We start from the raw sequence: 25,259 nt of genomic DNA, 5'->3' as shown, positions 1-25,259 counted from the left end.
GGTGATAAGGGGCTCAGCAACGCTGGGCCCTTGTTATTTAAGCGCCTTTTCCGGCAGCCAGCACTGGGCGTTCAGGCCGCGCGCATCGCGGCGGTTTTCCAGCGTCAAACGCCCCTGGTGCAACTGCACGATGCGGATCACGATATTCAGGCCCAGCCCACTGCCGCCGTAGCGTTGATCCATGCGGCGAAACGCCTGCGTCAGCTCCCCGACCATCTCTTCCTTGATCCCCGGGCCATCGTCGATGACTTGCAGCAGATAGCCGTTGTCTTGCGGCGTTAACTGCACCTGTATCGCGCCGCCTTCAGGGCCGTAACGGTGGGCGTTTTCGACCAGGTTGCGCAGCAGCAGCCGCAGCAGCACCGGATCGCCGTTTACTGTGGCAGTAGCCGGCAAGTGCCAGTCCAGCGTCTGCGCGCGTTGGGCGGCCATTTCGTCGAGCTCTTCACGCAGCGGCTGGATCACATCGGCCACCCAATCGACATGCTGATAATGGCCGCGGGCGAAGTCTTGCCCGGCGCGCGACAGCATCAGCAACTGCTCGACGGTGTGCATCAGCTGATCGATGCGGGCGATCAGCGCCTGGCTTCCCTTGACGCCCTGTTTCTCCATCAGTTCCAGATGCAGGCGGATGCCGGCCAGCGGCGTGCGCAGCTCGTGGGCGGCGTCGGCGGTGAACAGGCGTTCCTGTTGAATGGTGTTGTCCAATCGTGAGAACAGCTGATTGAGTGCATTGGTGACCGCCACCATTTCCTGGCTGTCGCTGGCGATCGGCAGCGGCGTCAGGTTATCGGCAGAGCGCTTTTCCAGCCGTTTCTGCAATTGGTTGAGCGGGCGGATGATCCAGCTGATGGCCCAAAACGACGCCAGCAGCGTGACGATCATCATGATCAGCGAAGGCGCCAACAGCGACGCGATGGCCTCGGCGATCTCGCTATCGACGCGTTCGGTACGCACTTTGGCGGACAGGGTTTCGTCCACCAGGAAGCCGATCTGTTCCTGGCTTTCGTGCCACAGCCAGAAGGCGCTAATGAGTTGCGTGACCAGCAGGATCAGCGCCAGCATCAGCAGCAGGCGGCGGCGCATGCTGATCATGAGGAGGGTTCCAGGCGGTAGCCGATGCCGCGCACGGTGCGGATGCGATCCTTGCCCAGTTTGCGGCGCAGGTTGTGAATGTGTACTTCCAGCGTGTTGGAACCTAAATCGTCTTGCCAGGTATAGAGATCCTGCTGCAGGAGTTCACGGTTGACCGTCTGCCCGGCACGCATGATAAGACGCGCCAGAATGGCGAACTCTTTCGGCGTGACCTCCACCGGCTGCTGCTGCAGGTAAACCTGCTGGCTGGAGAGGTTCAGCTGCAGATCGTCCACCTGCATCAGATTGTCGCTGTGCCCCTGGTAGCGCCGCAGGAGGGCGCGTACGCGCGCCTGCAGCTCGACCAGCGCGAAGGGTTTGACCAGGTAGTCGTCGGCGCCGGCGTCCAGCCCGTCGACGCGGTCTTCCAGCGCGTCGCGGGCGGTCAGGATCAGCACCGGCAGATCGATCTGTTGGCGGCGCCACTGCCGCAGCAGCGCGGCGCCGTCGGTGTCCGGCAGGCCGAGATCCAGGATCACCATGCTGTATTGGCTGGTGATGAGCAGGCTGTTGGCCTCCGCCGCCGTGGCGGCGCAGTCGCAGACGTAACCTTCGCCGGTCAGCGCCAGCGCCAGCCCCTGTTGCAACAGTTCATCATCCTCAACGACCAGCAGCTTCATGATGATCCTCAGTTGTTTTGGTAAATATCCCGATACAGGCGGCTTTCGAAACGCACCAGCGGCGCGCGGCGCTGTTTCTGATCCTCCGGCGGCACGGCGTAGCCGGAGAGATACTGCACGAAGGCCATGCGCTGGCCGCTGGCGGTGGTGATGAAGCCCGCCAGGTTGTACACGCCCTGCAGCGCGCCGGTCTTGGCCGACACTTTGCCGTCGACGCCGGCTTCGTGCAGGCCGCCGCGATAGCGCAGGGTACCGTCATAGCCGGACAGCGGCAGCATCGAGATGAAGTTCAGCTCGTTGTCGTGCTGCGCGATGTACTGCAGCGCCTGCATCATGGTCGCCGGCGCCAGCAGGTTGTGGCGCGACAGGCCGGAGCCGTCGGCGATGATGGTGTTGCCCAGATCGATGCCGGCCTTCTGGCGCAGCACCTGGCGTACCGCATCGGCACCCGCTCGCCAGGTGCCCGGCACGCCGAAGCGTTCGTGGCCGATGGTGCGGAAGACGGTATCGGCGATCATGTTGTCCGATTTTTTCAGCATGATCTTCAACAGATCGTGCAGCGGCGCCGACTGGGTTTGCGCGATCACCGTGCCGGTGATGCCGGGACGCGTCTGGCGTTTCAAGTGCCCGTCGATCTGGATGCCGGCCTGGATCAGTTCGTCTTTCAGGATGGCGCCCGCGTAGCTGGCGCCATCCTGGATGGCGAAGGCCAACGGCAGCGGTTCGCTGCGCTGCGTCAGGCAGCCGGTCAGGGTAAAGCGGTTCAGCTCGCCCGGCACCACGTCCAGTTCGCAGTACTGCGCGTCAGCGGAGCCGCGCGCCAGGGTGCGCACCTGGCTAAACATATTGACCGGATAATAGGAGGCGACGCGGATAAACGCCATGTCGCCCGGATTCGGCGCGCTGTACAGCGAGACCGAGAAACAGTTGCGATCGACGATGGCGGCGGCCGGCGGCGCGCTGAAGCACTGCGTCAGATCGTTCCACGGCCAGCCGGGCGCCTTGTCATGGCTGGCGAAGACCGAGGTATCGACCAGCACGTCGCCGCTGATTTGGCGCACGCCCTGTTTCTTCAGGACGGCCACCATATTGCGCAGGCTCTGGCGTTTGAAGGTCGGATCGCCGCTGAAGCGGGCGATCAGGTTGCCGCGCAGCACGCCGTCGCGGATATCGCCCTGGCTCTCCAGCGTGGTGGTGAAACGGTAATCGGGCCCGAGTTGCAGCAATGCCGCCAGCGCCGTCAGCACTTTTTGGGTACTGGCCGGCAGCGCCATCTGCTGAGAGTGATAATCGATCGTCGGCGCGCTGGCACCGATTTTCTGAACGACCAGGGCAAGGTTGGCCCCATCAGGCAGATATTGTGTGTACTCTTCAACCGGGGCCGCATTCGCATTCAGAACAAATGCGCAAGCCAATGCACTGACAATTCGTGAAAAACGCATAATCTCGGGATAACAGCTGGATAACGTGCCGTCATACTACGGTGCAATCAGGGAAAAAGTAAACGATGACCCTCAAGGAACTCTAGGCTAAAATGCGTATCAAAATGCAAAACCGATCTTGGCTTGGGCTCCGTTCCGAGTCAGGTTTCTTTTGTTTGTCGCCTGGAGGCGGGTGGCGGTATGCCAACCGTGTTTTCATACGAATACGTCAGGATGACGGTTATTTGAACAGGAAAGATTTAGAGGTATTTATACGATGAACCAAATTCCGATGACCTTGTTTGGCGCTGAAAAACTGCGCGAAGAGCTCGAATACCTGAAAAGCGTGCGCCGCCCGAAAATCATTGCGGACATCGCTGAGGCGCGCGAGCACGGCGATTTGAAAGAGAATGCCGAGTACCACGCCGCCCGCGAACAGCAGGGTTTCTGCGAAGGCCGCATTCAGGAAATCGAAGCCAAGCTGTCCAATGCTCAGGTGATCGATATCACCAAGATGCCGAACACCGGCCGAGTGATCTTCGGCGCCACCGTATCGGTGATGAATCTGGACAGTGAAGAAGAAGTGACTTACCGCATCGTTGGCGACGATGAGGCCGATTTCAAGAAAAATCTGATTTCGGTAAACTCGCCGATGGCGCGCGGCCTGATCGGCAAAGAGCAAGACGATGTGGTGGTGATCAAAACCCCTGGCGGCGACGTCGAGTATGAGATCCTGAAGGTTGAGTATCTCTGATCGAGGCCGTTGGTCATTAATGCGCCAACGTTTTGTAAAGATAGGAAAAAGGCCGCAAGCGGCCTTTTATCTTGGTCAGGCGCATGGCACCTTTTCGTTAACCTGATGGTTATTAACGCGGTAGACTGATCTTGCGCTCTTTCGACGGGCGGTAAAGAATAAGCGTACTGCCGATAACTTGCACATTGCAGGCGCCCGTTTCACGCACGATAGCATCGGCGATCAGGGTTTTGGTTTCGCGATCTTCAGCGGCGATTTTTACCTTGATCAGCTCGTGATGCTCCAGAGCCTGTTCAATTTCAGCCAGCACCCCTTCGGTAAGACCGTTATTGCCCAGCATCACCACCGGTTTTAACGGATGCGCCAGGCCTTTCAGGTGCTGTTTTTGTTTATTATTCAGATTCATTGTCTTTTTTGCTTAAGTTGGGATTGAAAACGGTACATTCTACCGCCATCTCATGTATATCACCAAATCGGTCTTCACCGGTGTGAGTCTACGTGAGCAGCGACCCTGACATAAGACTCTTTTTATGATAGTTGGAAAACGAGATGGCTAATAAAAAGCGTTCGGCTAGCTCCAGTCGCTGGTTACAAGAACACTTTAGCGATAAATATGTACAGCAGGCGCAGAAAAAGGGACTGCGTTCCCGCGCCTGGTTTAAACTTGATGAAATACAGCAGAGCGACAAACTGTTCAAACCGGGCATGACCGTGGTGGATCTCGGCGCCGCGCCGGGCGGCTGGTCGCAGTATGTGGTCACCCAAATCGGCGGTACCGGGCGCATCATCGCCTGTGATATTTTGCCAATGGATCCTATCGTTGGCGTCGATTTCCTTCAGGGCGATTTTCGTGATGAACTGGTGCTGAAGGCGCTGTTGGAACGAGTAGGCGAGAGTAAGGTTCAGGTGGTCATGTCCGATATGGCCCCGAATATGAGTGGCACCCCGGCGGTCGATATTCCAAGGTCGATGTATCTGGTGGAGTTGGCGCTGGATATGTGTCGGGATGTCCTCGCACCAGGCGGAAGTTTCCTGGTGAAGGTGTTCCAGGGAGATGGCTTTGACGAGTACCTACGGGAAATTCGCTCCCTGTTTACGAAGGTTAAGATTCGTAAGCCAGACGCTTCCCGCGCCCGTTCGCGCGAAGTGTACATTGTAGCGACAGGGCGCAAACTGTAGTACCCTAACGCTGTTTGTTAACACAGTTGTAAGATGAGGTTAATCCCTTGAGTGACATGGCGAAAAACCTAATTCTCTGGTTAGTCATCGCGGTAGTGTTGATGTCTGTATTCCAGAGCTTTGGGCCCAGCGAGTCGAATGGCCGTAGGGTGGATTACTCTACCTTCATGTCCGAACTGACCCAGGACCAGGTTCGCGAAGCGCGAATCAACGGACGTGAAATTAACGTTACCAAGAAAGACAGTAACAAATACACGACCTACATCCCTGTCAACGATCCTAAGTTGCTGGATACGTTGTTAACGAAGAATGTGAAAGTTGTCGGCGAGCCGCCTGAAGAGCCGAGCCTGCTGGCTTCTATCTTTATCTCCTGGTTCCCGATGCTGTTGCTGATCGGGGTCTGGATCTTCTTTATGCGGCAAATGCAGGGCGGCGGCGGCAAGGGCGCGATGTCCTTCGGCAAGAGCAAGGCCCGCATGCTGACGGAAGACCAGATCAAGACCACTTTCGCCGATGTCGCCGGTTGTGACGAAGCGAAAGAAGAGGTGAGCGAACTGGTGGAATACCTGCGCGAGCCGAGCCGTTTCCAGAAATTGGGCGGCAAGATCCCGAAAGGCGTGCTGATGGTTGGCCCACCGGGGACCGGTAAAACGCTGTTGGCGAAAGCGATCGCCGGCGAAGCGAAGGTGCCGTTCTTCACCATTTCCGGTTCCGACTTCGTCGAAATGTTCGTCGGTGTGGGTGCATCCCGCGTGCGCGACATGTTCGAGCAAGCGAAGAAAGCCGCGCCGTGCATCATCTTCATCGATGAAATCGACGCCGTCGGTCGCCAGCGTGGCGCCGGCCTGGGTGGCGGTCACGATGAGCGCGAACAGACCCTGAACCAGATGCTGGTTGAGATGGACGGTTTCGAAGGCAACGAAGGCATCATCGTCATCGCGGCCACCAACCGTCCGGACGTGCTTGACCCTGCGCTGCTGCGCCCGGGCCGTTTCGACCGTCAGGTCGTGGTCGGGCTGCCGGATGTGCGTGGCCGTGAGCAGATCCTGAAGGTGCACATGCGCCGCGTGCCGTTGGCGGCCGACATCGACGCCTCCGTCATTGCGCGCGGTACGCCGGGCTTCTCCGGTGCCGATCTGGCTAACCTGGTCAACGAAGCGGCGCTGTTCGCCGCCCGCGGCAACAAGCGCGTGGTGTCGATGGTGGAGTTCGAGAAAGCCAAAGACAAGATCATGATGGGTGCGGAACGCCGCTCCATGGTGATGACCGAAGCGCAGAAAGAGTCGACCGCGTATCACGAAGCGGGCCACGCCATCATTGGCCGCCTGGTTCCTGAACACGATCCGGTGCACAAGGTGACGATCATTCCTCGCGGCCGTGCGCTTGGCGTGACCTTCTTCCTGCCGGAAGGGGATGCGATCAGCGCCAGCCGTCAGAAGCTGGAGAGCCAAATCTCCACCCTGTACGGCGGCCGTCTGGCGGAAGAGATCATCTACGGGCCGGAAAAAGTCTCTACCGGTGCGTCGAACGACATCAAAGTGGCGACCTCCATCGCCCGCAACATGGTGACCCAGTGGGGCTTCTCCGAGAAGCTGGGGCCGCTGCTGTATGCGGAAGAAGAGGGCGAAGTGTTCCTGGGCCGTTCCGTGGCCAAGGCGAAGCACATGTCGGATGAAACCGCGCGCATCATCGACCAGGAAGTGAAGTCGCTGATCGAGCGTAACTACACGCGTGCTCGCTCGCTGCTGATGGAAAACATGGACATCCTGCACTCGATGAAGGATGCGCTGATGAAGTACGAAACCATCGATGCGCCGCAGATCGACGATCTGATGAACCGCAAAGACGTGCGTCCGCCTGCAGGCTGGGACGATGCGAACAAAGGCAACAGCTCCGACAACGGCGGCACCCCGAAAGCCCCGACGCCGGTAGATGAGCCGCGCACCCCAACGCCGGGCAACACCATGTCCGAACAGCTCGACAAGTAACTGCGGCTGTGTAATAACATCAAACCCCGGCATGCCGGGGTTTTTTTTGCCCGGCGGGCAGTGAACCAGGCAACAGTAAGGTGGACCAACCATGCAGTTAACCGTGCGCGACATGACGCTCAATCTCTCCCATCCGCAGGTGATGGGCATCCTCAACGTGACGCCGGATTCATTTTCCGACGGCGGCCGCCACAACACCCTGAACCAGGCGCTGCTGCACGCGCATGCGCTGATTTCGGCCGGCGCCACGATGATCGATATCGGCGGCGAGTCGACAAGGCCGGGGGCGGCAGAGGTGAGTGAAGAGGAAGAATTGGAACGGGTCGTGCCGGTGGTGGAAGCGCTGGCGCAGCGTTTTGAAGTCTTTATCTCTGTCGATACCTCGAAAGCGGGCGTGATCCGCGAATCGGCGCACGCCGGCGCACACCTGATCAACGACATTCGCTCACTTCAGGAGCCGGGTGCCCTGGCGGCGGCGGCGGAAAGCGGGCTGCCGGTCTGTCTGATGCATATGCAAGGGCAGCCGCGCACCATGCAGCAGGCGCCGCACTACGACGATCTGATTGCCGACGTTCAGGCGTTTTTCGAGCACCATATCCGGCGCTGTAACGAGGCGGGGATAACAAATCAGAAATTGCTGCTCGACCCAGGCTTCGGTTTCGGTAAAAATTTGGCGCACAACTATCAGCTTCTGGCGCGGTTGTCGGAGTTTCATCGTTTCGGTTTGCCGCTATTAGTCGGCATGTCGCGTAAATCGATGATTGGGCAACTGCTGAACGTGCCGCCGGATCAACGGGTGATCGGCAGCGTGGCCTGCGCGGTGATCGCGGCGATGCAGGGCGCGCAGATTGTCAGAGTGCATGACGTTAAAGAAACCGTCGAGGCGATGCGTGTCGTCGAGGCAACACTTTCAGCTAAGGGACAGTAGAGACATGAGCGAGCGCAAATATTTTGGCACCGACGGCATCCGTGGCAAGGTCGGGGACAGCCCCATCACGCCGGACTTCGTGCTGAAGCTGGGCTGGGCGGCCGGTAAAGTGCTGGCGCGTCACGGTTCCCGCAAGATCATCATCGGTAAGGATACGCGCATCTCCGGCTATATGCTGGAGTCCGCGCTGGAAGCCGGCCTGGCGGCCGCAGGGCTGTCCGCCTCCTTCACCGGGCCGATGCCCACCCCGGCGGTGGCTTATCTGACGCGCACCTTCCGCGCAGAAGCGGGCATCGTCATTTCCGCTTCTCATAACCCGTTCTATGACAACGGCATCAAGTTCTTCTCGATCGACGGCGCCAAGCTGCCGGACAACGTCGAAGAAGCTATCGAAGCCGAGATGGAAAAGCCGCTGACCTGCGTGGAGTCCGCCGAGCTGGGTAAAGCCAGCCGCATCATCGACGCCGCCGGCCGCTATATCGAATTCTGCAAAGGCACCTTCCCAAGCGAGCTGAGCCTGAAGGGGCTGAAAATCGTGGTTGACTGCGCCAACGGGGCGACCTACCACATCGCGCCGAGCGTGCTGCGCGAGCTGGGCGCCACGGTGATCGCCATCGGCGTTGAGCCGGACGGCATGAACATCAACGAGAAGTGCGGCGCTACCGACGTGCGTCAGCTGCAGGAGCGCGTGCTGCAGGAAAAAGCGCACGTGGGCCTGGCGTTCGACGGCGACGGCGACCGCGTGATGATGGTGGATCACCAGGGCAACAAGGTGGACGGCGATCAGATCCTGTACATCATCGCCCGCGAAGGCCTGCGTCAGGGGCAACTGCGCGGTGGTGCGGTCGGCACCTTGATGAGCAATATGGGGCTGGAGCTGGCGCTGAAACAGCTGGGTATTCCGTTCGCTCGCGCTAAAGTGGGCGACCGCTATGTGTTGGAGAAGCTGCAGGAGCTGGGCTGGCGCATCGGTGCGGAAAACTCCGGCCATGTGATCCTGCTGGACAAAACCACCACCGGTGACGGCATCGTGGCCGGGCTGCAGGTGCTGACCGCCATGGTGCGCAACCACATGAGCCTGCACGACCTGTGCAGCGGCATGAAGCTGCTGCCGCAAATCCTGGTCAACGTGCGCTTCGCCGGCGATCACAATCCGCTGGAGTCCGACGCGGTGCGCAAGGTCACCGAGCAGGTAGAGGCCGAGTTGGCTGGCCGCGGCCGGGTGCTGCTGCGCAAATCGGGCACCGAGCCGCTGATCCGCGTAATGGTGGAAGGCGAGGACGAGCAGCAGGTGACCGCGCTGGCGCATCGCATTGCCGATGCGGTGAAATCCGCCGGTTAAAACAGACAGTTAGCCATCGGGCTCGGCACAGCTGAGCTCGAATAGGCGATTGTTGGCGTTTTTTTCCGCAAACGCGCCGGCGGCTGCAAATTGCCCTTGCGCGGGTTGGCGGCTTTGGTTAGTATTCACACCCGCTTCAGTAGGCAGTTTATAAAAACGCCTGCTTGATGAGTGTGAAGCATTTGGCATGCGGTGAGGCCGCAAGGATACGGGTACTACTATGTACGAAGCTCTTCTGGTAATTTTCCTGCTGATTTCAATCGGGCTGGTTGCTCTGATTATGTTGCAGCAAGGTAAAGGCGCTGATATGGGAGCCTCTTTCGGAGCAGGTGCATCAGGCACATTGTTCGGTTCGAGTGGTTCCGGTAACTTTATGACCCGCATGACTGCTGTGCTGGCGACGCTGTTCTTCGTCATCAGCCTGATTCTGGGCAACCTCAGCAGCAACCAAAGCAAGAAAGGCAGCGAGTGGGAAAACTTGGGTCAGCCAGTGAAAACTGAGCAGACAACCGCGCCGGCAGCACCTGCCAAGCCGAGCAGCGATATCCCGCAGTAAGCCGAAAAAGTTTGTAAACGGTGGTTGTGAACTCGAAAGAACAACGGCCGTTAGCAGTAAGAATCAGTACCGAGGTGGTGGAATTGGTAGACACGCTACCTTGAGGTGGTAGTGCCCTAACGGGCTTGTGGGTTCGAGTCCCATCCTCGGTACCAAATCCCAGAGATAACTTGCAATTTTGCGATTATCGGCGTAGTATTTGCCACGTTTTCGGACGCGGGGTGGAGCAGCCTGGTAGCTCGTCGGGCTCATAACCCGAAGGTCGTCGGTTCAAATCCGGCCCCCGCAACCACTTTCCTTTAAGTGTTTATTTTCAAATACACTTTTCGATTGAAATCCGCTTTTCTCGATCAACATTTGAAAATGACACTTGCTCGAAAGTTGTACCGAGGCCGCCTAGCGGCAAACAGGGTCCAGTTGCATAAAGCCCCGATTTTTCGGGGTTTTTTGTTATTTGGCAACAGAATCACTGGGCTATTTAGCCCTTTTTTTATGTCTTGGGGGTGGGCTTGTCCACATTAGAGCAACAGTTAACAGAGATGCTTTCGGCACCCGTAGAAGCGTTGGGCTTTGAGCTTGTAGGCATCGAATTCATTCGTGCGCGCCAATCGACGCTCCGCATCTATATTGATAGTGATAACGGCATCAATGTTGATGATTGCGCTGATGTCAGCCACCAGGTCAGCGCTGTATTGGACGTCGAAGATCCAATCACGGTCGCTTACAACTTGGAAGTCTCCTCTCCTGGCCTTGATCGCCCGATGTTCACCGCTGAGCACTATACGCGTTTCCTCGGTGAAGAAGTCAGCCTGGTCCTGCGCATGGCGGTACAGAACCGTCGCAAGTGGCAGGGTATTATCAAGTCTGTCGAAGGCGAGATGATCACGGTTACTGTGGAAGGGAAAGATGAAGTGTTCGCGCTGAGCAACATCCAGAAAGCGAACCTGGTACCCCACTTTTAAAGTTTGGAAGAGGCAACTAGGATGAACAAAGAGATTCTGGCTGTTGTTGAAGCAGTTTCCAATGAAAAATCCCTTCCGCGCGAGAAGATTTTCGAAGCGCTGGAAACTGCATTAGCCACCGCAACCAAGAAAAAATACGAGCAGGAAATCGACGTGCGCGTCAGCATTGACCGCAGAACCGGCGATTTCGATACCTTCCGCCGTTGGGTCGCCGTAGACGAAGTGACGCAGCCAACGCGTGAAATCACGCTGGAAGCCGCTCAGTTTGAGGATCCGAGCATCGAGCTCGGCGGCTACGTCGAAGATCAGATCGAATCCGTGACCTTCGACCGCATTACCACCCAAACCGCCAAGCAGGTTATCGTGCAGAAAGTGCGCGAAGCCGAGCGTGCGATGGTGGTTGACGCTTTCCGTGAACACGAAGGTGAGATCGTCACCGGCGTGGTGAAGAAAGTGAACCGTGACAGCATCGCGCTGGATCTGGGCAACAACGCCGAAGCGGTGATTGGCCGTGAAGACATGCTGCCGCGCGAAAACTTCCGTCCGGGCGACCGCATTCGCGGCGTACTGTACGCCGTGCGTCCTGAAGCTCGCGGCGCGCAGCTGTTCGTCAGCCGTTCCAGCTCGGAAATGCTGAAAGAACTGTTCCGCATCGAAGTGCCGGAAATCGGCGAAGAAGTGATCGAAATTAAAGCGGCAGCCCGCGATCCAGGCTCCCGCGCGAAAATTGCAGTGAAAACCAACGACAAGCGCATCGACCCGGTCGGCGCCTGCGTAGGTATGCGCGGTGCGCGCGTTCAGGCCGTGTCGAGCGAGCTCGGCGGCGAACGCATCGACATCATCCTGTGGGATGATAACCCAGCGCAATTCGTCATCAACGCCATGGCACCGGCCGACGTCGCGTCGATCGTGGTAGACGAAGATAACTGCACCATGGATATCGCCGTTGAAGCCAGCAACCTGGCGCAGGCGATCGGCCGTAACGGCCAAAACGTGCGTTTGGCTTCCCAGCTGCTGAAACAACACCGCGGCGACGATCGTTGGGAACTGAACGTGATGACGGCGGACGACCTGCAGGCCAAGCACCAGGCCGAGGCTCATGCCGCTATTGATACCTTCACCAAGTATCTTGATATCGACGAAGATTTCGCCACCGTACTGGTTGAAGAAGGCTTCTCCACGCTGGAAGAGCTGGCCTACGTGCCGATCAAAGAGCTGTTGGAAATCGACGGTCTGGATGAAGATACGGTTGAAGCATTGCGCGAACGCGCCAAAGCTGCATTGACCACGCTGGCCCTGGCACAAGAAGAAAGCCTGGGCGACAACAAACCGGCCGACGATTTGCTCAACCTGCCGGGTCTTGAGCGCAGCATGGCCTTTAAACTGGCCGCGCGTGGGGTTTGTACGCTGGAAGATCTTGCCGAGCAGGGTGTTGACGATCTGGCTGATATTGAAGGGCTTAGCGATGAGCAAGCCGGTGAGCTGATCATGGCTGCACGCAATATCTGTTGGTTTGGCGACAACGCGTAATAACTGTAGCAGGAAGGAACAGCATGACGACAGATGTAACCGTAAAATCGCTGGCAGCAGAGATTCAGACTCCGGTTGATCGCCTGGTACAGCAGTTTGCTGATGCAGGGATCAACAAGTCCGAGTCGGACTCTGTTACCCAGCAAGAAAAAGAAACATTGCTGGCGCACCTGAACCGTGAACACGGTAGCGCGCCGGGTAAACTCACTTTGCAGCGCAAAACGCGCAGCACCTTGAATATCCCGAGCACCGGCGGTAAAAGTAAATCGGTGCAAATTGAGGTCCGCAAGAAACGCACTTATGTAAATCGCGATACGCAGGAAGCCCAGTTGGCTGAAGCGGCAGAGCAGGCACAGCGTGAAGCGGAAGAGCAGGCACGGCGCGAAGCGGAAGAGCTCGCAAAACGCGAAGCGGAAGCGAAGCGCGCAGCCGAAGAGCAAGCCAAACGTGAGGCCGCGGAGATTGCTAAGCGTAATTCAGCGGAAAAAGAAAAAGTGACCAATCAACATACCGACGAAATGACCAAGCCAGCTCAGGCGGAAAAAGCACGCCGTGAAGCCGAAGCCGCTGAACTGAAACGCAAAGCGGAAGAGGAAGTGCGCCGCAAGGTTGAAGAGGAAGCCAAGCGCGTGGCGGAAGAAGCCCGTCGCATGGCCGAAGAGAACGGCGAGAAGTGGGCCCAGGCAGACGCGGCAAGCGCCGCGGTTGAAAGCGCCGACTATCACGTGACCACCTCTCAGCACGCCCGTGCCGCGGAAGACGAAAACGACGCCAAAGTTGAAGGCGATCGTCGCAGCCGCACCCGCGGCGGCAAAGCCACCAAGCAGAAGAAAGGCAACAAGCTGTCCGAATCCAAAGCGGATCGCGAAGAAGCGCGTGCCGTTACCCGTGGCGGTAAAGGCAAACGCAAGCCTAGCGCTCTGCAGCAGGGCTTCAACAAGCCGGCGCAGGTGGTTAACCGTGACGTGGTGATCGGCGAAACCATCACCGTGGCCGAGCTGGCCAACAAGATGGCGGTAAAAGGTTCTCAGGTCATCAAAGTGATGATGAAGCTGGGCGCCATGGCCACCATCAACCAGGTTATCGACCAGGAAACCGCACAGCTGGTTGCCGAAGAGATGGGCCACAAAGTTATCCTGCGTCGTGAAAACGAGCTGGAAGAAGCGCTGATGAGCGACCGTGATACGGGCGCTGCGGCCGAGCCGCGCGCGCCGGTCGTGACCATCATGGGCCACGTTGACCACGGTAAAACCTCTCTGCTGGACTACATCCGCTCCACCAAAGTGGCGGCGGGCGAAGCCGGCGGCATTACCCAGCACATCGGTGCCTACCACGTAGAAACCGAGAACGGCATGATCACCTTCCTGGATACCCCGGGCCACGCCGCGTTTACCTCGATGCGTGCTCGCGGTGCTCAGGCGACTGACATCGTGGTGCTGGTAGTGGCAGCCGACGACGGCGTGATGCCACAGACCATCGAAGCTATCCAGCACGCGAAAGCGGCGCAGGTGCCATTGGTGGTTGCGGTGAACAAAATCGACAAGCCGGAAGCCGATCCGGACCGCGTTAAGCAGGAACTGTCTCAGTACGGCGTTATGCCGGAAGAGTGGGGCGGCGAAGCGCAGTTCGTCCACGTGTCCGCGAAAGCCGGTACCGGTATCGACGAACTGCTGCAGGCTATCCTGCTGCAGGCCGAAGTTCTGGAACTGAAAGCGGTTCGCAGCGGCATGGCGAGCGGCGTGGTGATCGAGTCCTTCCTGGATAAAGGCCGTGGCCCTGTGGCTACCGTGCTGGTTCAGGAAGGTACGCTGAACAAGGGCGACATCGTTCTGTGCGGCTTCGAATACGGCCGTGTGCGTGCGATGCGCGACGAATTGGGCCGTGACGTGACCTCTGCCGGTCCGTCTATTCCTGTGGAAATCCTGGGTCTGTCCAGCGTGCCTGCAGCGGGTGACGAAGCGACCGTGGTGCGTGACGAGAAGAAAGCGCGTGAAGTGGCGCTGTACCGTCAGGGCAAGTTCCGCGAAGTCAAACTGGCGCGTCAGCAGAAGTCCAAGCTGGAAAACATGTTCGCCAACATGACCGACGGCGAAGTGTCCGAGCTGAACATCGTACTGAAGTCCGACGTACAGGGTTCTTGCGAAGCGATCAGCGACTCGCTGCTGAAACTCTCCACCGACGAAGTGAAGGTGAAGATTGTCGGCTCCGGCGTAGGTGGCATCACCGAAACCGACGCGACGCTGGCTGCGGCTTCCAACGCCATCATCCTGGGCTTCAACGTGCGTGCCGACGCTTCTGCGCGCCGCGTGATCGAAGCGGAAAGCCTGGATCTGCGTTACTACTCCGTGATCTATAACCTGATCGACGAAGTGAAGCAGGCGATGAGCGGTATGCTGGCGCCGGAATACAAGCAGCAGATCATCGGCCTGGCCGAAGTGCGTGACGTGTTCAAATCGCCTAAGTTCGGCGCTATCGCCGGCTGTATGGTTACCGAAGGGACCATCAAGCGTCACAACCCAATCCGCGTACTGCGCGACAACGTGGTTATCTATGAAGGCGAGCTGGAATCCCTGCGTCGCTTCAAAGATGACGTTAACGAAGTCCGTAACGGCATGGAATGTGGTATCGGCGTTAAGAACTATAACGACGTGCGCGTCGGCGACATGATCGAAGTGTTCGAAATCATTGAGATCCAACGCTCCATCGCTTAACGATTGCACATCTGCTTATATCTGTTTACGGGGGGCCTTGTGCCCCCCGATTTGTCTGGAGAATCCAAAATGGCAAAAGAATTCAGCCGCGGCCAACGCGTGGCGCAAGAGATGCAGAAAGAGATTGCGATCATTCTGCAGCGTGAAGTGAAAGATCCGCGCGTCGGCATGGCGACCGTTTCCGGCGTAGAAGTGTCCCGCGACCTGGCGTATGCCAAGGTTTACGTCACCTTTCTGAACGTACTGACCGAGAACCACGATCCGGATCTGGTCACCAACGGCATTAAAGCGTTGCAGGACGCTTCCGGTTACATCCGCACCCTGCTGGGCAAAGCGATGCGCCTGCGCGTGGTGCCGGAGCTGACCTTCGCTTACGACAACTCCCTGGTGGAAGGCATGCGCATGTCCAACCTGGTGACCAACGTGGTGAAGAACGACGCCGAGCGCCGTTCCGCCTCAGGTGATGACAAGGAGGATTAATGAGTCGCCCTCGTCGCCGCGGCCGTGATATCCACGGCGTGCTGTTGCTGGACAAGCCGCAGGGTTTGTCGTCCAACGATGCGCTGCAAAAAGTAAAACGCCTGTACAACGCCAACCGGGCGGGCCATACCGGCGCGCTCGATCCGCTGGCGACCGGCATGCTGCCTATCTGCCTGGGCGAAGCGACCAAGTTTTCGCAATATCTGCTCGATTCCGACAAGCGCTATCGGGTGATCGCCAAGCTGGGGCAGCGTACCGATACCTCCGACGCCGACGGCCAGATCGTGCAGGAGCGCCCGGTGAACTTCACCCAGGCGCAGCTCGACGCGGCGCTGGACACCTTCCGCGGCGATATCCAGCAGGTACCGTCGATGTATTCGGCGCTGAAATACCAGGGCAAGAAACTCTACGAGTATGCGCGCCAGGGCATTGAAGTGCCGCGCGAAGCGCGCAGCATCACGGTGTACGAGCTGCAGTTTATCCGTTGGGAAGGGGATGAGCTGGAGCTGGAGATCCACTGCTCGAAAGGCACCTACATCCGCACCATCACCGACGATCTCGGCGAGCTGCTGGGCTGCGGCGCGCACGTGATCTATCTGCGCCGCCTGCAGGTGGCGACTTATCCGATCGCGCGCATGGTGACGCTGGAACAGCTGAACGCTTTGCTGGCTCAGGCGCAGGAACAGGCGATCGCGCCCGGCGAGCTGCTCGATCCGCTGCTGATGCCGATGGACAGCCCGGTTGAGAACTATCCGGAAGTGAATTTGCTGCCGGTGGTGGCGGGCTACGTCAAGCAGGGGCAACCGGTGCAAGTGGCCGGCGCGCCGGCTTCTGGCCTGGTGCGCATCACCGAGGGTGAAGAGCGAAAATTCATCGGCGTTGGTGACATCGCCGAGGACGGTCGCGTGGCGCCGCGCCGCCTGGTGGTCGAGCATTTCGACTGACGGCGGGGCTCTGCGTCGCCTTGCGATCGCACTGCGCTAAGAGTAGAATGGCGCAGCTTATGCATTGGGTTGCTGAATTAGAGATCGGCGCCTGTTTTTATTATCTATAATCTGGAGTATTACAATGTCTCTAAGTGTTGAAGCTAAAGCTCAAATCGTAGCTGATTTCGGTCGTGGTACTAACGACAGCGGTTCTACCGAAGTTCAGGTTGCCCTGCTGACTGCGCAGATCAACCATCTGCAAGGCCACTTCTCCGAGCACAAAAAAGATCACCACAGCCGTCGTGGTCTGCTGCGTATGGTTTCTCAGCGTCGTAAGCTGCTGGACTACCTGAAGCGTAAAGATGTAGCACGTTACACCAGCCTGATCGAGCGTCTGGGTCTGCGTCGCTAATCTAGCAAGTTTCAGTGGAAAGGGGCCTATTTTGGCCCCTTTCTTCTAGGAAGCATAAGCAAATCAGGTTAATGTATTACTGATGTTTCCAAACAGGTTCTTCCGTTACAGAGGTTCGCGCGGCTAATGAGAGGCTTTATCTCCCGCCTGAGATAAGGATTGTCATTAGTCGCGAGGATGTAGTGAGAAGGCAAATCGAGTCACAGGCGTGTCGAGTCGTCAATGCGATTGCGCGCCGCTAATCAAGGATATAATTTTGCTGACACCGATCATTCGCAAATTCCAGTATGGCCAGCATACCGTCACCATCGAAACCGGTATGATGGCGCGTCAGGCCACCGCCGCCGTTATGGTGAGCATGGATGACACCGCCGTCTTCGTTACCGTCGTTGGCCAGAAAAAAGCCAAGCCGGGCCAGAGCTTCTTCCCGCTGACCGTTAACTACCAAGAGCGTACCTACGCCGCCGGCCGCATCCCGGGCAGCTTCTTCCGTCGCGAAGGCCGTCCGAGCGAAGGCGAGACCCTGACTTCTCGTCTGATCGACCGTCCGATCCGTCCACTGTTCCCGGACAACTTCCTGAACGAAGTTCAGGTGATCGCGACCGTGGTTTCCGTTAACCCGCAGGTGAACCCGGACATCGTTGCGATGATCGGTGCTTCCGCAGCCCTGAGCCTGTCCGGTATTCCGTTCAACGGCCCAATCGGCGCCGCGCGCGTGGGTTACATCAACGATCAGTACGTACTGAACCCGACGACCGATGAGCTGAAAGAAAGCCGTCTGGATCTGGTGGTTGCCGGTACCGCCGGCGCGGTGCTGATGGTGGAATCCGAAGCGGACGTGCTGAGCGAAGATCAGATGCTGGGCGCCGTGGTGTTCGGCCACGACCAGCAGCAAGTGGTTATCGAAAACATTAACGCGCTGGTTGCCGAAGCCGGCAAACCGAAGTGGGATTGGCAGGCGCCTGCGGTCAACGAAGCGCTGCAAGCGCGCGTGGCTGAATTGGCCGAAGCTCGTCTGGGCGACGCTTACCACATCACTGAAAAACAAGAGCGTTACGCTCAGGTTGACGCGATCAAAGACAGCGTTGTTGAAACCCTGCTGGCGCAGGACGAAACGCTGGACGCCGGCGAAATCCAGGACATCCTGGGTAACCTGGAAAAAAACGTGGTGCGCAGCCGCGTACTGCGTGGCGAGCCGCGTATCGACGGCCGTGAAAAAGACATGATCCGTGGCCTGGACGTGCGCACCGGCGTACTGCCGCGCACCCACGGTTCCGCGCTGTTCACCCGTGGCGAAACTCAGGCGCTGGTTACCGCGACCCTGGGCACCGCGCGCGATGCGCAGAACCTGGACGAGCTGATGGGCGAGAAGACCGACAGCTTCCTGTTCCACTACAACTTCCCTCCGTACTCCGTGGGCGAAACCGGCATGGTCGGTTCTCCTAAGCGTCGTGAAATCGGTCACGGTCGCCTGGCGAAACGCGGCGTATTGGCTATGATGCCTAAACCGGAAGATTTCCCGTACACGGTTCGCGTGGTGTCTGAAATCACCGAATCCAACGGTTCTTCTTCCATGGCTTCCGTGTGCGGCGCGTCTCTGGCGCTGATGGACGCCGGTGTGCCAATCAAGGCTGCCGTTGCGGGTATCGCGATGGGCCTGGTGAAAGAAGCCGACAACTTTGTGGTTCTGTCCGACATTCTGGGTGACGAAGATCACCTGGGCGACATGGACTTCAAAGTGGCCGGTAGCCGCGACGGTATCACCGCGCTGCAGATGGACATCAAAATCGAAGGCATCACCCGCGAAATCATGCAGGTGGCTCTGAACCAGGCCAAGGGTGCGCGTCTGCACATCCTGGGCGTGATGGAACAGGCTATCAGCACCCCACGCGGCGATATCTCCGAATTCGCACCGCGTATTCATACTATCCGCATCAACCCGGATAAGATTAAAGACGTGATCGGTAAGGGCGGTTCCGTTATCCGCGCGCTGACCGAAGAGACTGGCACTACCATCGAAATCGAAGATGATGGTACAGTTAAAATCGCTGCGACCGACGGGGAGAAGGCGAAATTCGCTATCCGTCGTATCGAAGAGATCACGGCAGAGATCGAAGTGGGCCGTATCTACCAGGGTAAAGTGACCCGTATCGTTGATTTCGGCGCATTCGTCGCTATCGGCGGTGGTAAAGAAGGTCTGGTACACATTTCTCAGATCGCCGACAAGCGCGTCGAGAAAGTGACCGACTATCTGCAGATGGGTCAGGAAGTGCCGGTTAAGGTACTGGAAGTTGACCGTCAGGGCCGCGTGCGTCTGAGCATCAAAGAAGCGATGGCGCCGGAAGCGGGTTCACCTGCGCCTGAAGCAGAATAACTGTATAGATAGTTTTACAGCTCCCCGCCACGGGGTTGGGAGCTGTTCGTATCGCGCGGGTAGGATGCCCGCGTTTTAGCAAACGGAGGACAGGACGTTCATCCAATGTTTGTCTTCGGGAGTGGGAAATGAAGCCTTTCTTGCGCTGGTGTTACGTTGCGACAGCACTCATGCTGGCAGGATGCAGCAACCATGATTGGCGTAAAGACGAAGTTTTGGCAATCCCGTTGCAGCCAACGTTGCAGCAGGAAGTGATCCTGGCGCGCATGGAACAAATTCTTGCCAGCCGGGCACTGACGGATGACGAACGCGCACAGCTTTTATATGAGCGCGGTGTGCTGTATGATAGCCTCGGGTTACGTGCATTAGCGCGCAATGATTTCTCGCAGGCGCTGGCGATACGTCCCGACATGCCGGAAGTTTTCAACTACCTGGGCATTTACTTAACGCAGGCAGGCAATTTTGATGCTGCCTATGAAGCGTTTGATTCTGTACTAGAGCTTGATCCAACTTACAATTACGCGCGTTTAAACCGGGGCATCGCACTGTATTATGGCGGCCGCTTCCCGTTGGCGCAGGATGATCTGCAGGCGTTTTATCAAGACGACCCAAACGATCCCTTCCGTTCGTTATGGCTGTATCTGGTGGAGCGAGAAATCGATCCCAAGAAGGCCGAGGTAGCGCTTCAGCAGCGCTATGACAAAGCGGACAGAGGGCAATGGGGATGGAATATTGTCGAATTCTACCTGGGCAAGATCAGCGAAAAAACGCTGATGGAACGCCTCAAGGCAGATGCAACGGATAACACTTCGCTCGCTGAGCATCTCAGTGAAACTGACTTCTATTTGGGTAAACACTACCTGAGTCTGGGGGACAAGGACACCGCTTCGGCGCTGTTCAAACTGACGGTGGCTAACAACGTTCACAACTTCGTTGAGCACCGCTATGCATTGTTGGAATTGGCGCTTTTGGGCCAAGAGCAAGACGACCTATCGGAATCGGACCAGCAATAGCTGACGAACACCTATCAGCCTGATGAACATTGGTTTTTAACCAAAGTTATCGCCTTCACGGGCGAGGGCTTTTTTGTTCGTTTTATAATCTAATTTGAGCCGGTTCACACTTTTCAATGAAAATGACTGAAAATTTTCTCGACGAGTTATGTAGACTGGCTGCCATTATTAATGAGGCACGTGTACATGACGACTGAGTTTGAAACCTCTTTTGCTGATCTGGGGCTGTCTGCTCCAATCATTTCCGCCCTGAACGATCTGGGCTATGAAAAACCATCTCCGATCCAGGCTGAGTGTATTCCTCACCTGTTGAACGGCCGCGACGTGCTGGGCATGGCACAGACCGGTAGTGGTAAAACTGCAGCGTTCTCGCTGCCGCTGCTGCACAACCTGCAGGCAGACCTGAAAGCACCTCAGATCCTGGTGCTGGCACCGACCCGCGAACTGGCGGTTCAGGTTGCCGAAGCGATGACCGATTTCTCCAAACACATGAACGGCGTCAACGTGGTAGCCCTGTACGGCGGCCAGCGTTACGACGTGCAGCTGCGCGCTCTGCGCCAGGGCCCGCAAATCGTTGTGGGTACCCCAGGCCGCCTGCTGGACCACCTGAAACGCGGCACCCTGAACCTCTCTAACCTGAGCGGTCTGGTGCTGGATGAAGCCGACGAAATGCTGCGCATGGGCTTTATCGAAGACGTAGAAACCATCATGGCTGAGATCCCGGCTGAACATCAGACCGCGCTGTTCTCCGCCACCATGCCGGAAGCGATCCGTCGCATCACCCGCCGCTTTATGAAAGAGCCGCAGGAAGTGCGCATCCAATCCAGCGTGACCACCCGTCCGGACATCAGCCAGAGCTACTGGTCGGTGTACGGCATGCGTAAAAACGAAGCGCTGGTGCGTTTCCTGGAAGCTGAAGACTTTGACGCAGCGATCATCTTCGTCCGTACCAAAAACGCGACCCTGGAAGTGGCCGAAGCGCTGGAGCGCAGCGGTTACAGCAGCGCCGCGCTGAACGGCGACATGAACCAGGCGCTGCGTGAGCAGACCCTGGAGCGCCTGAAAGACGGTCGTCTGGATATCCTGATCGCGACCGACGTTGCGGCCCGCGGCCTGGACGTTGAGCGCATCAGCCTGGTTGTCAACTACGACATCCCGATGGACTCCGAGTCTTACGTTCACCGTATCGGCCGTACCGGTCGTGCGGGCCGCGCCGGCCGCGCGCTGCTGTTCGTGGAAAACCGCGAACGCCGCCTGCTGCGCAATATTGAACGCACCATGAAGCTGACCATCCCGGAAGTGGAACTGCCGAACGCAGAACTGCTGGGCGAGCGCCGTCTGGCCAAGTTCGCCGCAAAAGTTCAGCAGCAGCTGGAAAGCAGCGATCTGGATCTGTACCGCGCACTGCTGACCAAACTGCAGCCGGAAGAAGAGCTGGATATGGAAACCCTGGCCGCAGCGCTGCTGAAAATGGCACAGGGCGAACGTCCGCTGATCCTGCCGCCGGATCCGGTCTTCAAGCCGCGTCAGCGCCGCGAGTTCAACGACCGTGACGATCGTCGCGGTGACCGTGGCGATCGCCGCGACAGCCGTGACGGCGATCGTCCGCGTCGCGAACGTCGTGACGTTGGCGAAATGCAGCTGTACCGCATCGAAGTGGGCCGTGACGATGGCGTAGAAGTGCGTCACATCGTTGGCGCTATCGCTAACGAAGGCGACATCAGCAGCCGTTACATCGGTAACATCAAGCTGTTCGCGTCCCACTCCACCATCGAGCTGCCAAAAGGCATGCCGGGCGAGATCCTGAATCACTTCACTCGCACCCGCATCCTGAACAAGCCGATGAACATGCAGCTGCTGGGCGATGCACAGCCGTTCGAACGCCGCGAGCGTCGTGACGGTGGCAACGGCGGCGAGCGTCGCGGCAACGGTCGTCCGTTCAACGGCGAACGTCGCGAAGGCGGCCCACGTCGTTCCTTCGGCGAACGTCGTGAAGGCGGCAACGGCGGCGAGCGTCGTGGCGGTAACTACAACCGTGACGGCAAACCGGCGCCACGCCGTGATGATGGCGCACCTGCTACACCACGTCGTCGTTTCGGCGACGCGTAATCGCTGATTCACCGTTCGCGGTGTAGTGCTCTGAAAAACCAGCCTGCGGGCTGGTTTTTTTATGCCTGAAAGTTGCCGTCAAACGTCCCCGAATGGCGTATCATTCATAAGGTTTTTTCTTACGGATGATATGCACGGGAGATGCCATGAGTTGGCAGCAGTTCAAATCTCAATACCTGGTGCGCTTTTGGGCGCCGCTGCCGGCGGTGATCGCCGCCGGGATCCTTTCTACCTACTATTTCGGCATGACCGGCACCTTCTGGGCGGTGACCGGCGAGTTCACCCGCTGGGGCGGCCATGTGCTGCAGTGGTTCGGCCTGCACCCCGAGCAGTGGGGCTATTTCAAGGTTATCGGCCTGCAGGGCACGCCGCTGGAGCGCATCGACGGGCGCATGATCATCGGCATGTTCGCCGGCTGCATCGCCGCCGCGCTGTGGGCCAACAACATCAAGCTGCGCCAGCCGCAGCACCGCATTCGCATCGTGCAGGCGCTGCTGGGCGGCATTATCGCCGGCTTCGGCGCGCGCCTGGCGATGGGCTGTAACCTGGCGGCATTCTTCACCGGTATTCCGCAGTTCTCGCTGCACGCCTGGTTCTTCGCGCTGGCGACCGCCGCAGGGTCGTACTTCGGCGCCAAATTCACGCTGCTGCCGATGTTCCGCATTCCGGTTAAATTGCAAAAGGTGAAGGCCGCCGCGCCGCTGACGCAGAAGCCTGAGCAGGCGCGCCGCCGCTTCCGGCTGGGCATGGCGGTCTTCGGCCTGGCGGTGGCCTGGTCGCTGTGGACGCTGTTCGATGCGCCGAAGCTCGGCATCGCCATGTTGTTCGGCATCGGCTTCGGTCTGCTGATCGAACGCGCGCAGATCTGCTTCACCTCGGCGTTCCGCGATCTGTGGATCACCGGCCGCACCCACATGGCGAAAGCCATCATCATCGGCATGGCGGTGAGCGCCATCGGCATCTTCAGCTACGTGCAGCTCGGCGTGGCGCCGAAAATCATGTGGGCCGGCCCGAATGCGGTGCTGGGCGGCTTGCTGTTCGGCTTCGGCATCGTGCTGGCCGGCGGTTGCGAGACCGGCTGGATGTACCGCGCGGTGGAAGGGCAGGTGCACTACTGGTGGGTGGGGCTGGGCAACATCATCGGCGCCACGCTGCTGGCCTATTACTGGGACGATCTGGCGCCGGCGCTGGCGACCGACTACGACAAGATCAACCTGCTCGACACCTTCGGCCCGATCGGCGGCCTGCTGGTGACCTACCTGCTGCTGGCGCTGGCCTTCGCCGCCATGCTGTGGTGGGAGAAACGCTTTTTCCGCGCCCGGCCTGAGGCGCAGGTGGTGAATTTGAGGAGCCTGCCATGAAAGAGACGACGATAGTGCCGGACTACCGGCTGGACATGCTGGGCGAGCCTTGCCCGTACCCGGCGGTGGCGACGCTGGAGGCGATGCCGCAGCTGAAGCCGGGGGAAATCCTGGAGGTGATCAGCGATTGCCCGCAGTCGATCAACAACATTCCGCTCGACGCGCGCAACCACGGCTACAAGGTGCTGGATATCCAGCAGGACGGGCCGACCATCCGCTATCTGATCCAGCGTTAACGCCGAGGCGGTGGGGTTCCCCACCGCCTTTTCGCGTTTTATCCCTTCACGACGTCGCCTTTCACTCCGGCAACAATCTCGAACGAACGCAGCCGCGCCTGGTGATCGAAGATCTGGCCGTTGACCATGATCTCGTCGGCATCGGTTTCACGCAGCAGCGTTTGCAGCCCGTGGCGCACGGTTTTTTCATCGCCGACGATCGACATCCGCAGCGCCTGCTCGACGCCGTATTGCTCACCGGCGGTCCACAGCGCGTGGATGTTATCCACCGGCGGCGGCAGCGGGCCGGGCGATCCGCGGCGCAGGTTGATGAACTGCTGCTGCATCGAGCTGAACAGGAAGCGCGCATCGCTATCGCTGTCGGCGGCGATCACGTTGACGCACACCATGGCGTGCGGCTGCGCCAGCTGTTTGGACGGTTTGAAGTTTTCGCGGTACAGCTGCAGCGCCTGGAACAGCATATCCGGGGCGAAGTGCGAGGCGAAGGCGAACGGCAGGCCAAGCTGCGCCGCCAACTGCGCGCTGTAGAGGCTGGAGCCGAGCAGCCAGAGCGGCACGTGCAGCCCCTGGCCCGGCACTGCCTGCACCAGTTGGCCGGGCTGCGCGTCGCAGAAGTAGTTTTGCAGCTCCTGCACGTCGCGCGGGAAGGTATCCACATCGCCGGACAGGTGGCGGCGCAGCGCCATCATGGTGCGCTGATCGGTGCCGGGCGCGCGGCCCAGCCCCAGATCGATGCGGCCGGGGTAGAGCGACTCCAGCGTGCCGAACTGCTCGGCGATCACCAGCGGTGCATGGTTCGGCAGCATCACGCCGCCGGAGCCGAGGCGAATGCTCTGGGTGCCGGCGGCCAGATAGCCCAGCAGCACCGAGGTGGCGGCGCTGCCGATGCCGGTCATGTTGTGGTGCTCGGCCAGCCAGTAGCGCCGGTAGCCCCAGCGTTCGGCGTGCTGCGCCAAATCCAGCGAACAGTGGAAAGCGTCGCGCGCTTTGGCCCCTTGCGGGATTGGCGATAAATCCAGTACCGACAGCGGTACGGCAGTGTTTTCAGTCATGGCATCGTCCATCAGAGAGTGGATCGCTTAAAGGGCGATTGCAGGAATCTGCATACCAAAAAGCCGAAAATGATGCTTTTTAGTGTTAAAAGCATAATCCAATTTATAGTTATAAAAGAGGAGATATGTGCTTGTGATATCCTCATGAGAGCAATGGTGTTTTTTGGAGCA

23 protein-coding genes and 2 tRNA genes are annotated in these 25,259 nt (G+C 58.7%); 20 read left to right on the top strand and 5 right to left on the bottom strand.

Annotation, left to right across the window (positions count from 1 at the left end; all coding sequences use genetic code 11):
• Nucleotides 1–33 precede the first annotated feature (33 nt).
• Genes pmrB through dacB form a run of 3 tightly spaced genes read right to left on the bottom strand, consistent with a single transcriptional unit; the run spans nucleotide 34 to nucleotide 3,196 of the window.
• On the bottom strand, nucleotides 34–1,095 hold the full coding sequence (gene pmrB / locus ACSBQQ_RS16525; RefSeq protein WP_049212705.1) for a two-component system sensor histidine kinase PmrB: 1,062 nt from the start codon (nucleotides 1,093–1,095) through the stop codon (nucleotides 34–36).
• Nucleotides 1,092–1,754, bottom strand: a complete 663-nt coding sequence (gene pmrA / locus ACSBQQ_RS16520; RefSeq protein ID WP_033648677.1) for a two-component system response regulator PmrA — start codon at nucleotides 1,752–1,754, stop codon at nucleotides 1,092–1,094. The genes pmrB and pmrA overlap by 4 nt, the downstream gene beginning before the upstream one ends.
• Before the next feature lie 8 nt (nucleotides 1,755–1,762).
• Nucleotides 1,763–3,196, bottom strand: coding sequence for a serine-type D-Ala-D-Ala carboxypeptidase (gene dacB / locus ACSBQQ_RS16515; RefSeq protein ID WP_049195389.1), 1,434 nt, complete (start codon nucleotides 3,194–3,196; stop codon nucleotides 1,763–1,765).
• A gap of 256 nt (nucleotides 3,197–3,452) precedes the next feature.
• Here dacB and greA point away from each other — a divergent pair, with 256 nt between their 5' ends.
• On the top strand, nucleotides 3,453–3,929 hold the full coding sequence (greA, locus tag ACSBQQ_RS16510) for a transcription elongation factor GreA (RefSeq protein ID WP_004933539.1): 477 nt from the start codon (nucleotides 3,453–3,455) through the stop codon (nucleotides 3,927–3,929).
• 112 nt (nucleotides 3,930–4,041) lie between these two features.
• On the opposite strand, the gene yhbY is transcribed toward greA, so the two are convergent.
• The gene (gene yhbY / locus ACSBQQ_RS16505) at nucleotides 4,042–4,335 is read right to left on the bottom strand and encodes a ribosome assembly RNA-binding protein YhbY (RefSeq protein ID WP_004933536.1); all 294 of its coding nucleotides are present in this window, start codon (nucleotides 4,333–4,335) and stop codon (nucleotides 4,042–4,044) included.
• 143 nt (nucleotides 4,336–4,478) lie between these two features.
• Here yhbY and rlmE point away from each other — a divergent pair, with 143 nt between their 5' ends.
• From rlmE to yedF, 19 genes are all read left to right on the top strand, one after another.
• On the top strand, nucleotides 4,479–5,108 hold the full coding sequence (gene rlmE, locus ACSBQQ_RS16500; RefSeq protein ID WP_004933533.1) for a 23S rRNA (uridine(2552)-2'-O)-methyltransferase RlmE: 630 nt from the start codon (nucleotides 4,479–4,481) through the stop codon (nucleotides 5,106–5,108).
• A gap of 56 nt (nucleotides 5,109–5,164) precedes the next feature.
• Nucleotides 5,165–7,096: an ATP-dependent zinc metalloprotease FtsH gene (ftsH, locus tag ACSBQQ_RS16495; RefSeq protein WP_004933529.1), complete on the top strand. Its 1,932-nt coding sequence runs from the start codon at nucleotides 5,165–5,167 to the stop codon at nucleotides 7,094–7,096.
• A 91-nt stretch (nucleotides 7,097–7,187) separates the two neighbouring features.
• Entirely contained in the window at nucleotides 7,188–8,024 is an 837-nt protein-coding gene (folP, locus tag ACSBQQ_RS16490; RefSeq protein WP_033648673.1) for a dihydropteroate synthase, read from the top strand.
• Between the two features lie 4 nt (nucleotides 8,025–8,028).
• Nucleotides 8,029–9,366, top strand: a complete 1,338-nt coding sequence (gene glmM, locus ACSBQQ_RS16485; protein ID WP_060428796.1) for a phosphoglucosamine mutase — start codon at nucleotides 8,029–8,031, stop codon at nucleotides 9,364–9,366.
• Between the two features lie 220 nt (nucleotides 9,367–9,586).
• Nucleotides 9,587–9,922: a preprotein translocase subunit SecG gene (secG, locus tag ACSBQQ_RS16480; RefSeq protein WP_004933519.1), complete on the top strand. Its 336-nt coding sequence runs from the start codon at nucleotides 9,587–9,589 to the stop codon at nucleotides 9,920–9,922.
• 68 nt (nucleotides 9,923–9,990) lie between these two features.
• Nucleotides 9,991–10,077, top strand: a tRNA-Leu gene (locus ACSBQQ_RS16475).
• A 60-nt stretch (nucleotides 10,078–10,137) separates the two neighbouring features.
• A tRNA-Met gene (locus tag ACSBQQ_RS16470) sits at nucleotides 10,138–10,214 on the top strand.
• Between the two features lie 217 nt (nucleotides 10,215–10,431).
• Complete coding sequence (gene rimP, locus ACSBQQ_RS16465; protein WP_028127574.1) at nucleotides 10,432–10,884, top strand: ribosome maturation factor RimP; 453 nt, start codon at nucleotides 10,432–10,434, stop codon at nucleotides 10,882–10,884.
• A gap of 21 nt (nucleotides 10,885–10,905) precedes the next feature.
• Nucleotides 10,906–12,414 (top strand): transcription termination factor NusA, encoded by a 1,509-nt coding sequence (gene nusA, locus ACSBQQ_RS16460; protein WP_019453340.1) that lies wholly within the window; start codon nucleotides 10,906–10,908, stop codon nucleotides 12,412–12,414.
• A 23-nt stretch (nucleotides 12,415–12,437) separates the two neighbouring features.
• Nucleotides 12,438–15,125, top strand: a complete 2,688-nt coding sequence (gene infB, locus ACSBQQ_RS16455) for a translation initiation factor IF-2 (RefSeq protein WP_033636822.1) — start codon at nucleotides 12,438–12,440, stop codon at nucleotides 15,123–15,125.
• Between the two features lie 69 nt (nucleotides 15,126–15,194).
• Nucleotides 15,195–15,605: a 30S ribosome-binding factor RbfA gene (rbfA, locus tag ACSBQQ_RS16450; RefSeq protein WP_004933508.1), complete on the top strand. Its 411-nt coding sequence runs from the start codon at nucleotides 15,195–15,197 to the stop codon at nucleotides 15,603–15,605.
• Nucleotides 15,605–16,549, top strand: coding sequence for a tRNA pseudouridine(55) synthase TruB (gene truB / locus ACSBQQ_RS16445; RefSeq protein WP_039567792.1), 945 nt, complete (start codon nucleotides 15,605–15,607; stop codon nucleotides 16,547–16,549). Before rbfA ends, truB begins: the two co-directional genes overlap by 1 nt.
• Nucleotides 16,550–16,673: 124 nt before the next feature.
• The gene (gene rpsO, locus ACSBQQ_RS16440; protein WP_004933502.1) at nucleotides 16,674–16,943 is read left to right on the top strand and encodes a 30S ribosomal protein S15; all 270 of its coding nucleotides are present in this window, start codon (nucleotides 16,674–16,676) and stop codon (nucleotides 16,941–16,943) included.
• Between the two features lie 256 nt (nucleotides 16,944–17,199).
• Nucleotides 17,200–19,317 carry a polyribonucleotide nucleotidyltransferase gene (pnp, locus tag ACSBQQ_RS16435; protein WP_033636825.1) on the top strand — a complete coding sequence of 706 codons (2,118 nt, stop codon included), beginning with the start codon at nucleotides 17,200–17,202 and terminating at the stop codon, nucleotides 19,315–19,317.
• Between the two features lie 128 nt (nucleotides 19,318–19,445).
• On the top strand, nucleotides 19,446–20,330 hold the full coding sequence (gene nlpI, locus ACSBQQ_RS16430) for a lipoprotein NlpI (protein ID WP_033636826.1): 885 nt from the start codon (nucleotides 19,446–19,448) through the stop codon (nucleotides 20,328–20,330).
• 116 nt (nucleotides 20,331–20,446) lie between these two features.
• Nucleotides 20,447–20,527, top strand: coding sequence for a protein YrbN (gene yrbN, locus ACSBQQ_RS16425; RefSeq protein WP_099032700.1), 81 nt, complete (start codon nucleotides 20,447–20,449; stop codon nucleotides 20,525–20,527).
• Nucleotides 20,517–22,439, top strand: coding sequence for a DEAD/DEAH family ATP-dependent RNA helicase (locus ACSBQQ_RS16420; RefSeq protein WP_060428795.1), 1,923 nt, complete (start codon nucleotides 20,517–20,519; stop codon nucleotides 22,437–22,439). Before yrbN ends, ACSBQQ_RS16420 begins: the two co-directional genes overlap by 11 nt.
• Nucleotides 22,440–22,585: 146 nt before the next feature.
• Entirely contained in the window at nucleotides 22,586–23,800 is a 1,215-nt protein-coding gene (yedE, locus tag ACSBQQ_RS16415) for a selenium metabolism membrane protein YedE/FdhT (RefSeq protein WP_033648664.1), read from the top strand.
• Nucleotides 23,797–24,036 carry a sulfurtransferase-like selenium metabolism protein YedF gene (yedF, locus tag ACSBQQ_RS16410; protein ID WP_004933486.1) on the top strand — a complete coding sequence of 80 codons (240 nt, stop codon included), beginning with the start codon at nucleotides 23,797–23,799 and terminating at the stop codon, nucleotides 24,034–24,036. Before yedE ends, yedF begins: the two co-directional genes overlap by 4 nt.
• A gap of 38 nt (nucleotides 24,037–24,074) precedes the next feature.
• Here the strand turns inward: yedF and ACSBQQ_RS16405 are convergent, their stop codons facing one another.
• The gene (locus ACSBQQ_RS16405; RefSeq protein ID WP_170310560.1) at nucleotides 24,075–25,088 is read right to left on the bottom strand and encodes a luciferase-like monooxygenase; all 1,014 of its coding nucleotides are present in this window, start codon (nucleotides 25,086–25,088) and stop codon (nucleotides 24,075–24,077) included.
• Nucleotides 25,089–25,259 lie beyond the last annotated feature (171 nt).

Source organism: Serratia sp. G204Y, assembly GCF_051172435.1.
Lineage (GTDB): Bacteria > Pseudomonadota > Gammaproteobacteria > Enterobacterales > Enterobacteriaceae > Serratia > Serratia sarumanii.
Note: the sequence above shows the minus strand (reverse complement) of the source record. Positions and strands in the feature narration are given on the sequence as shown.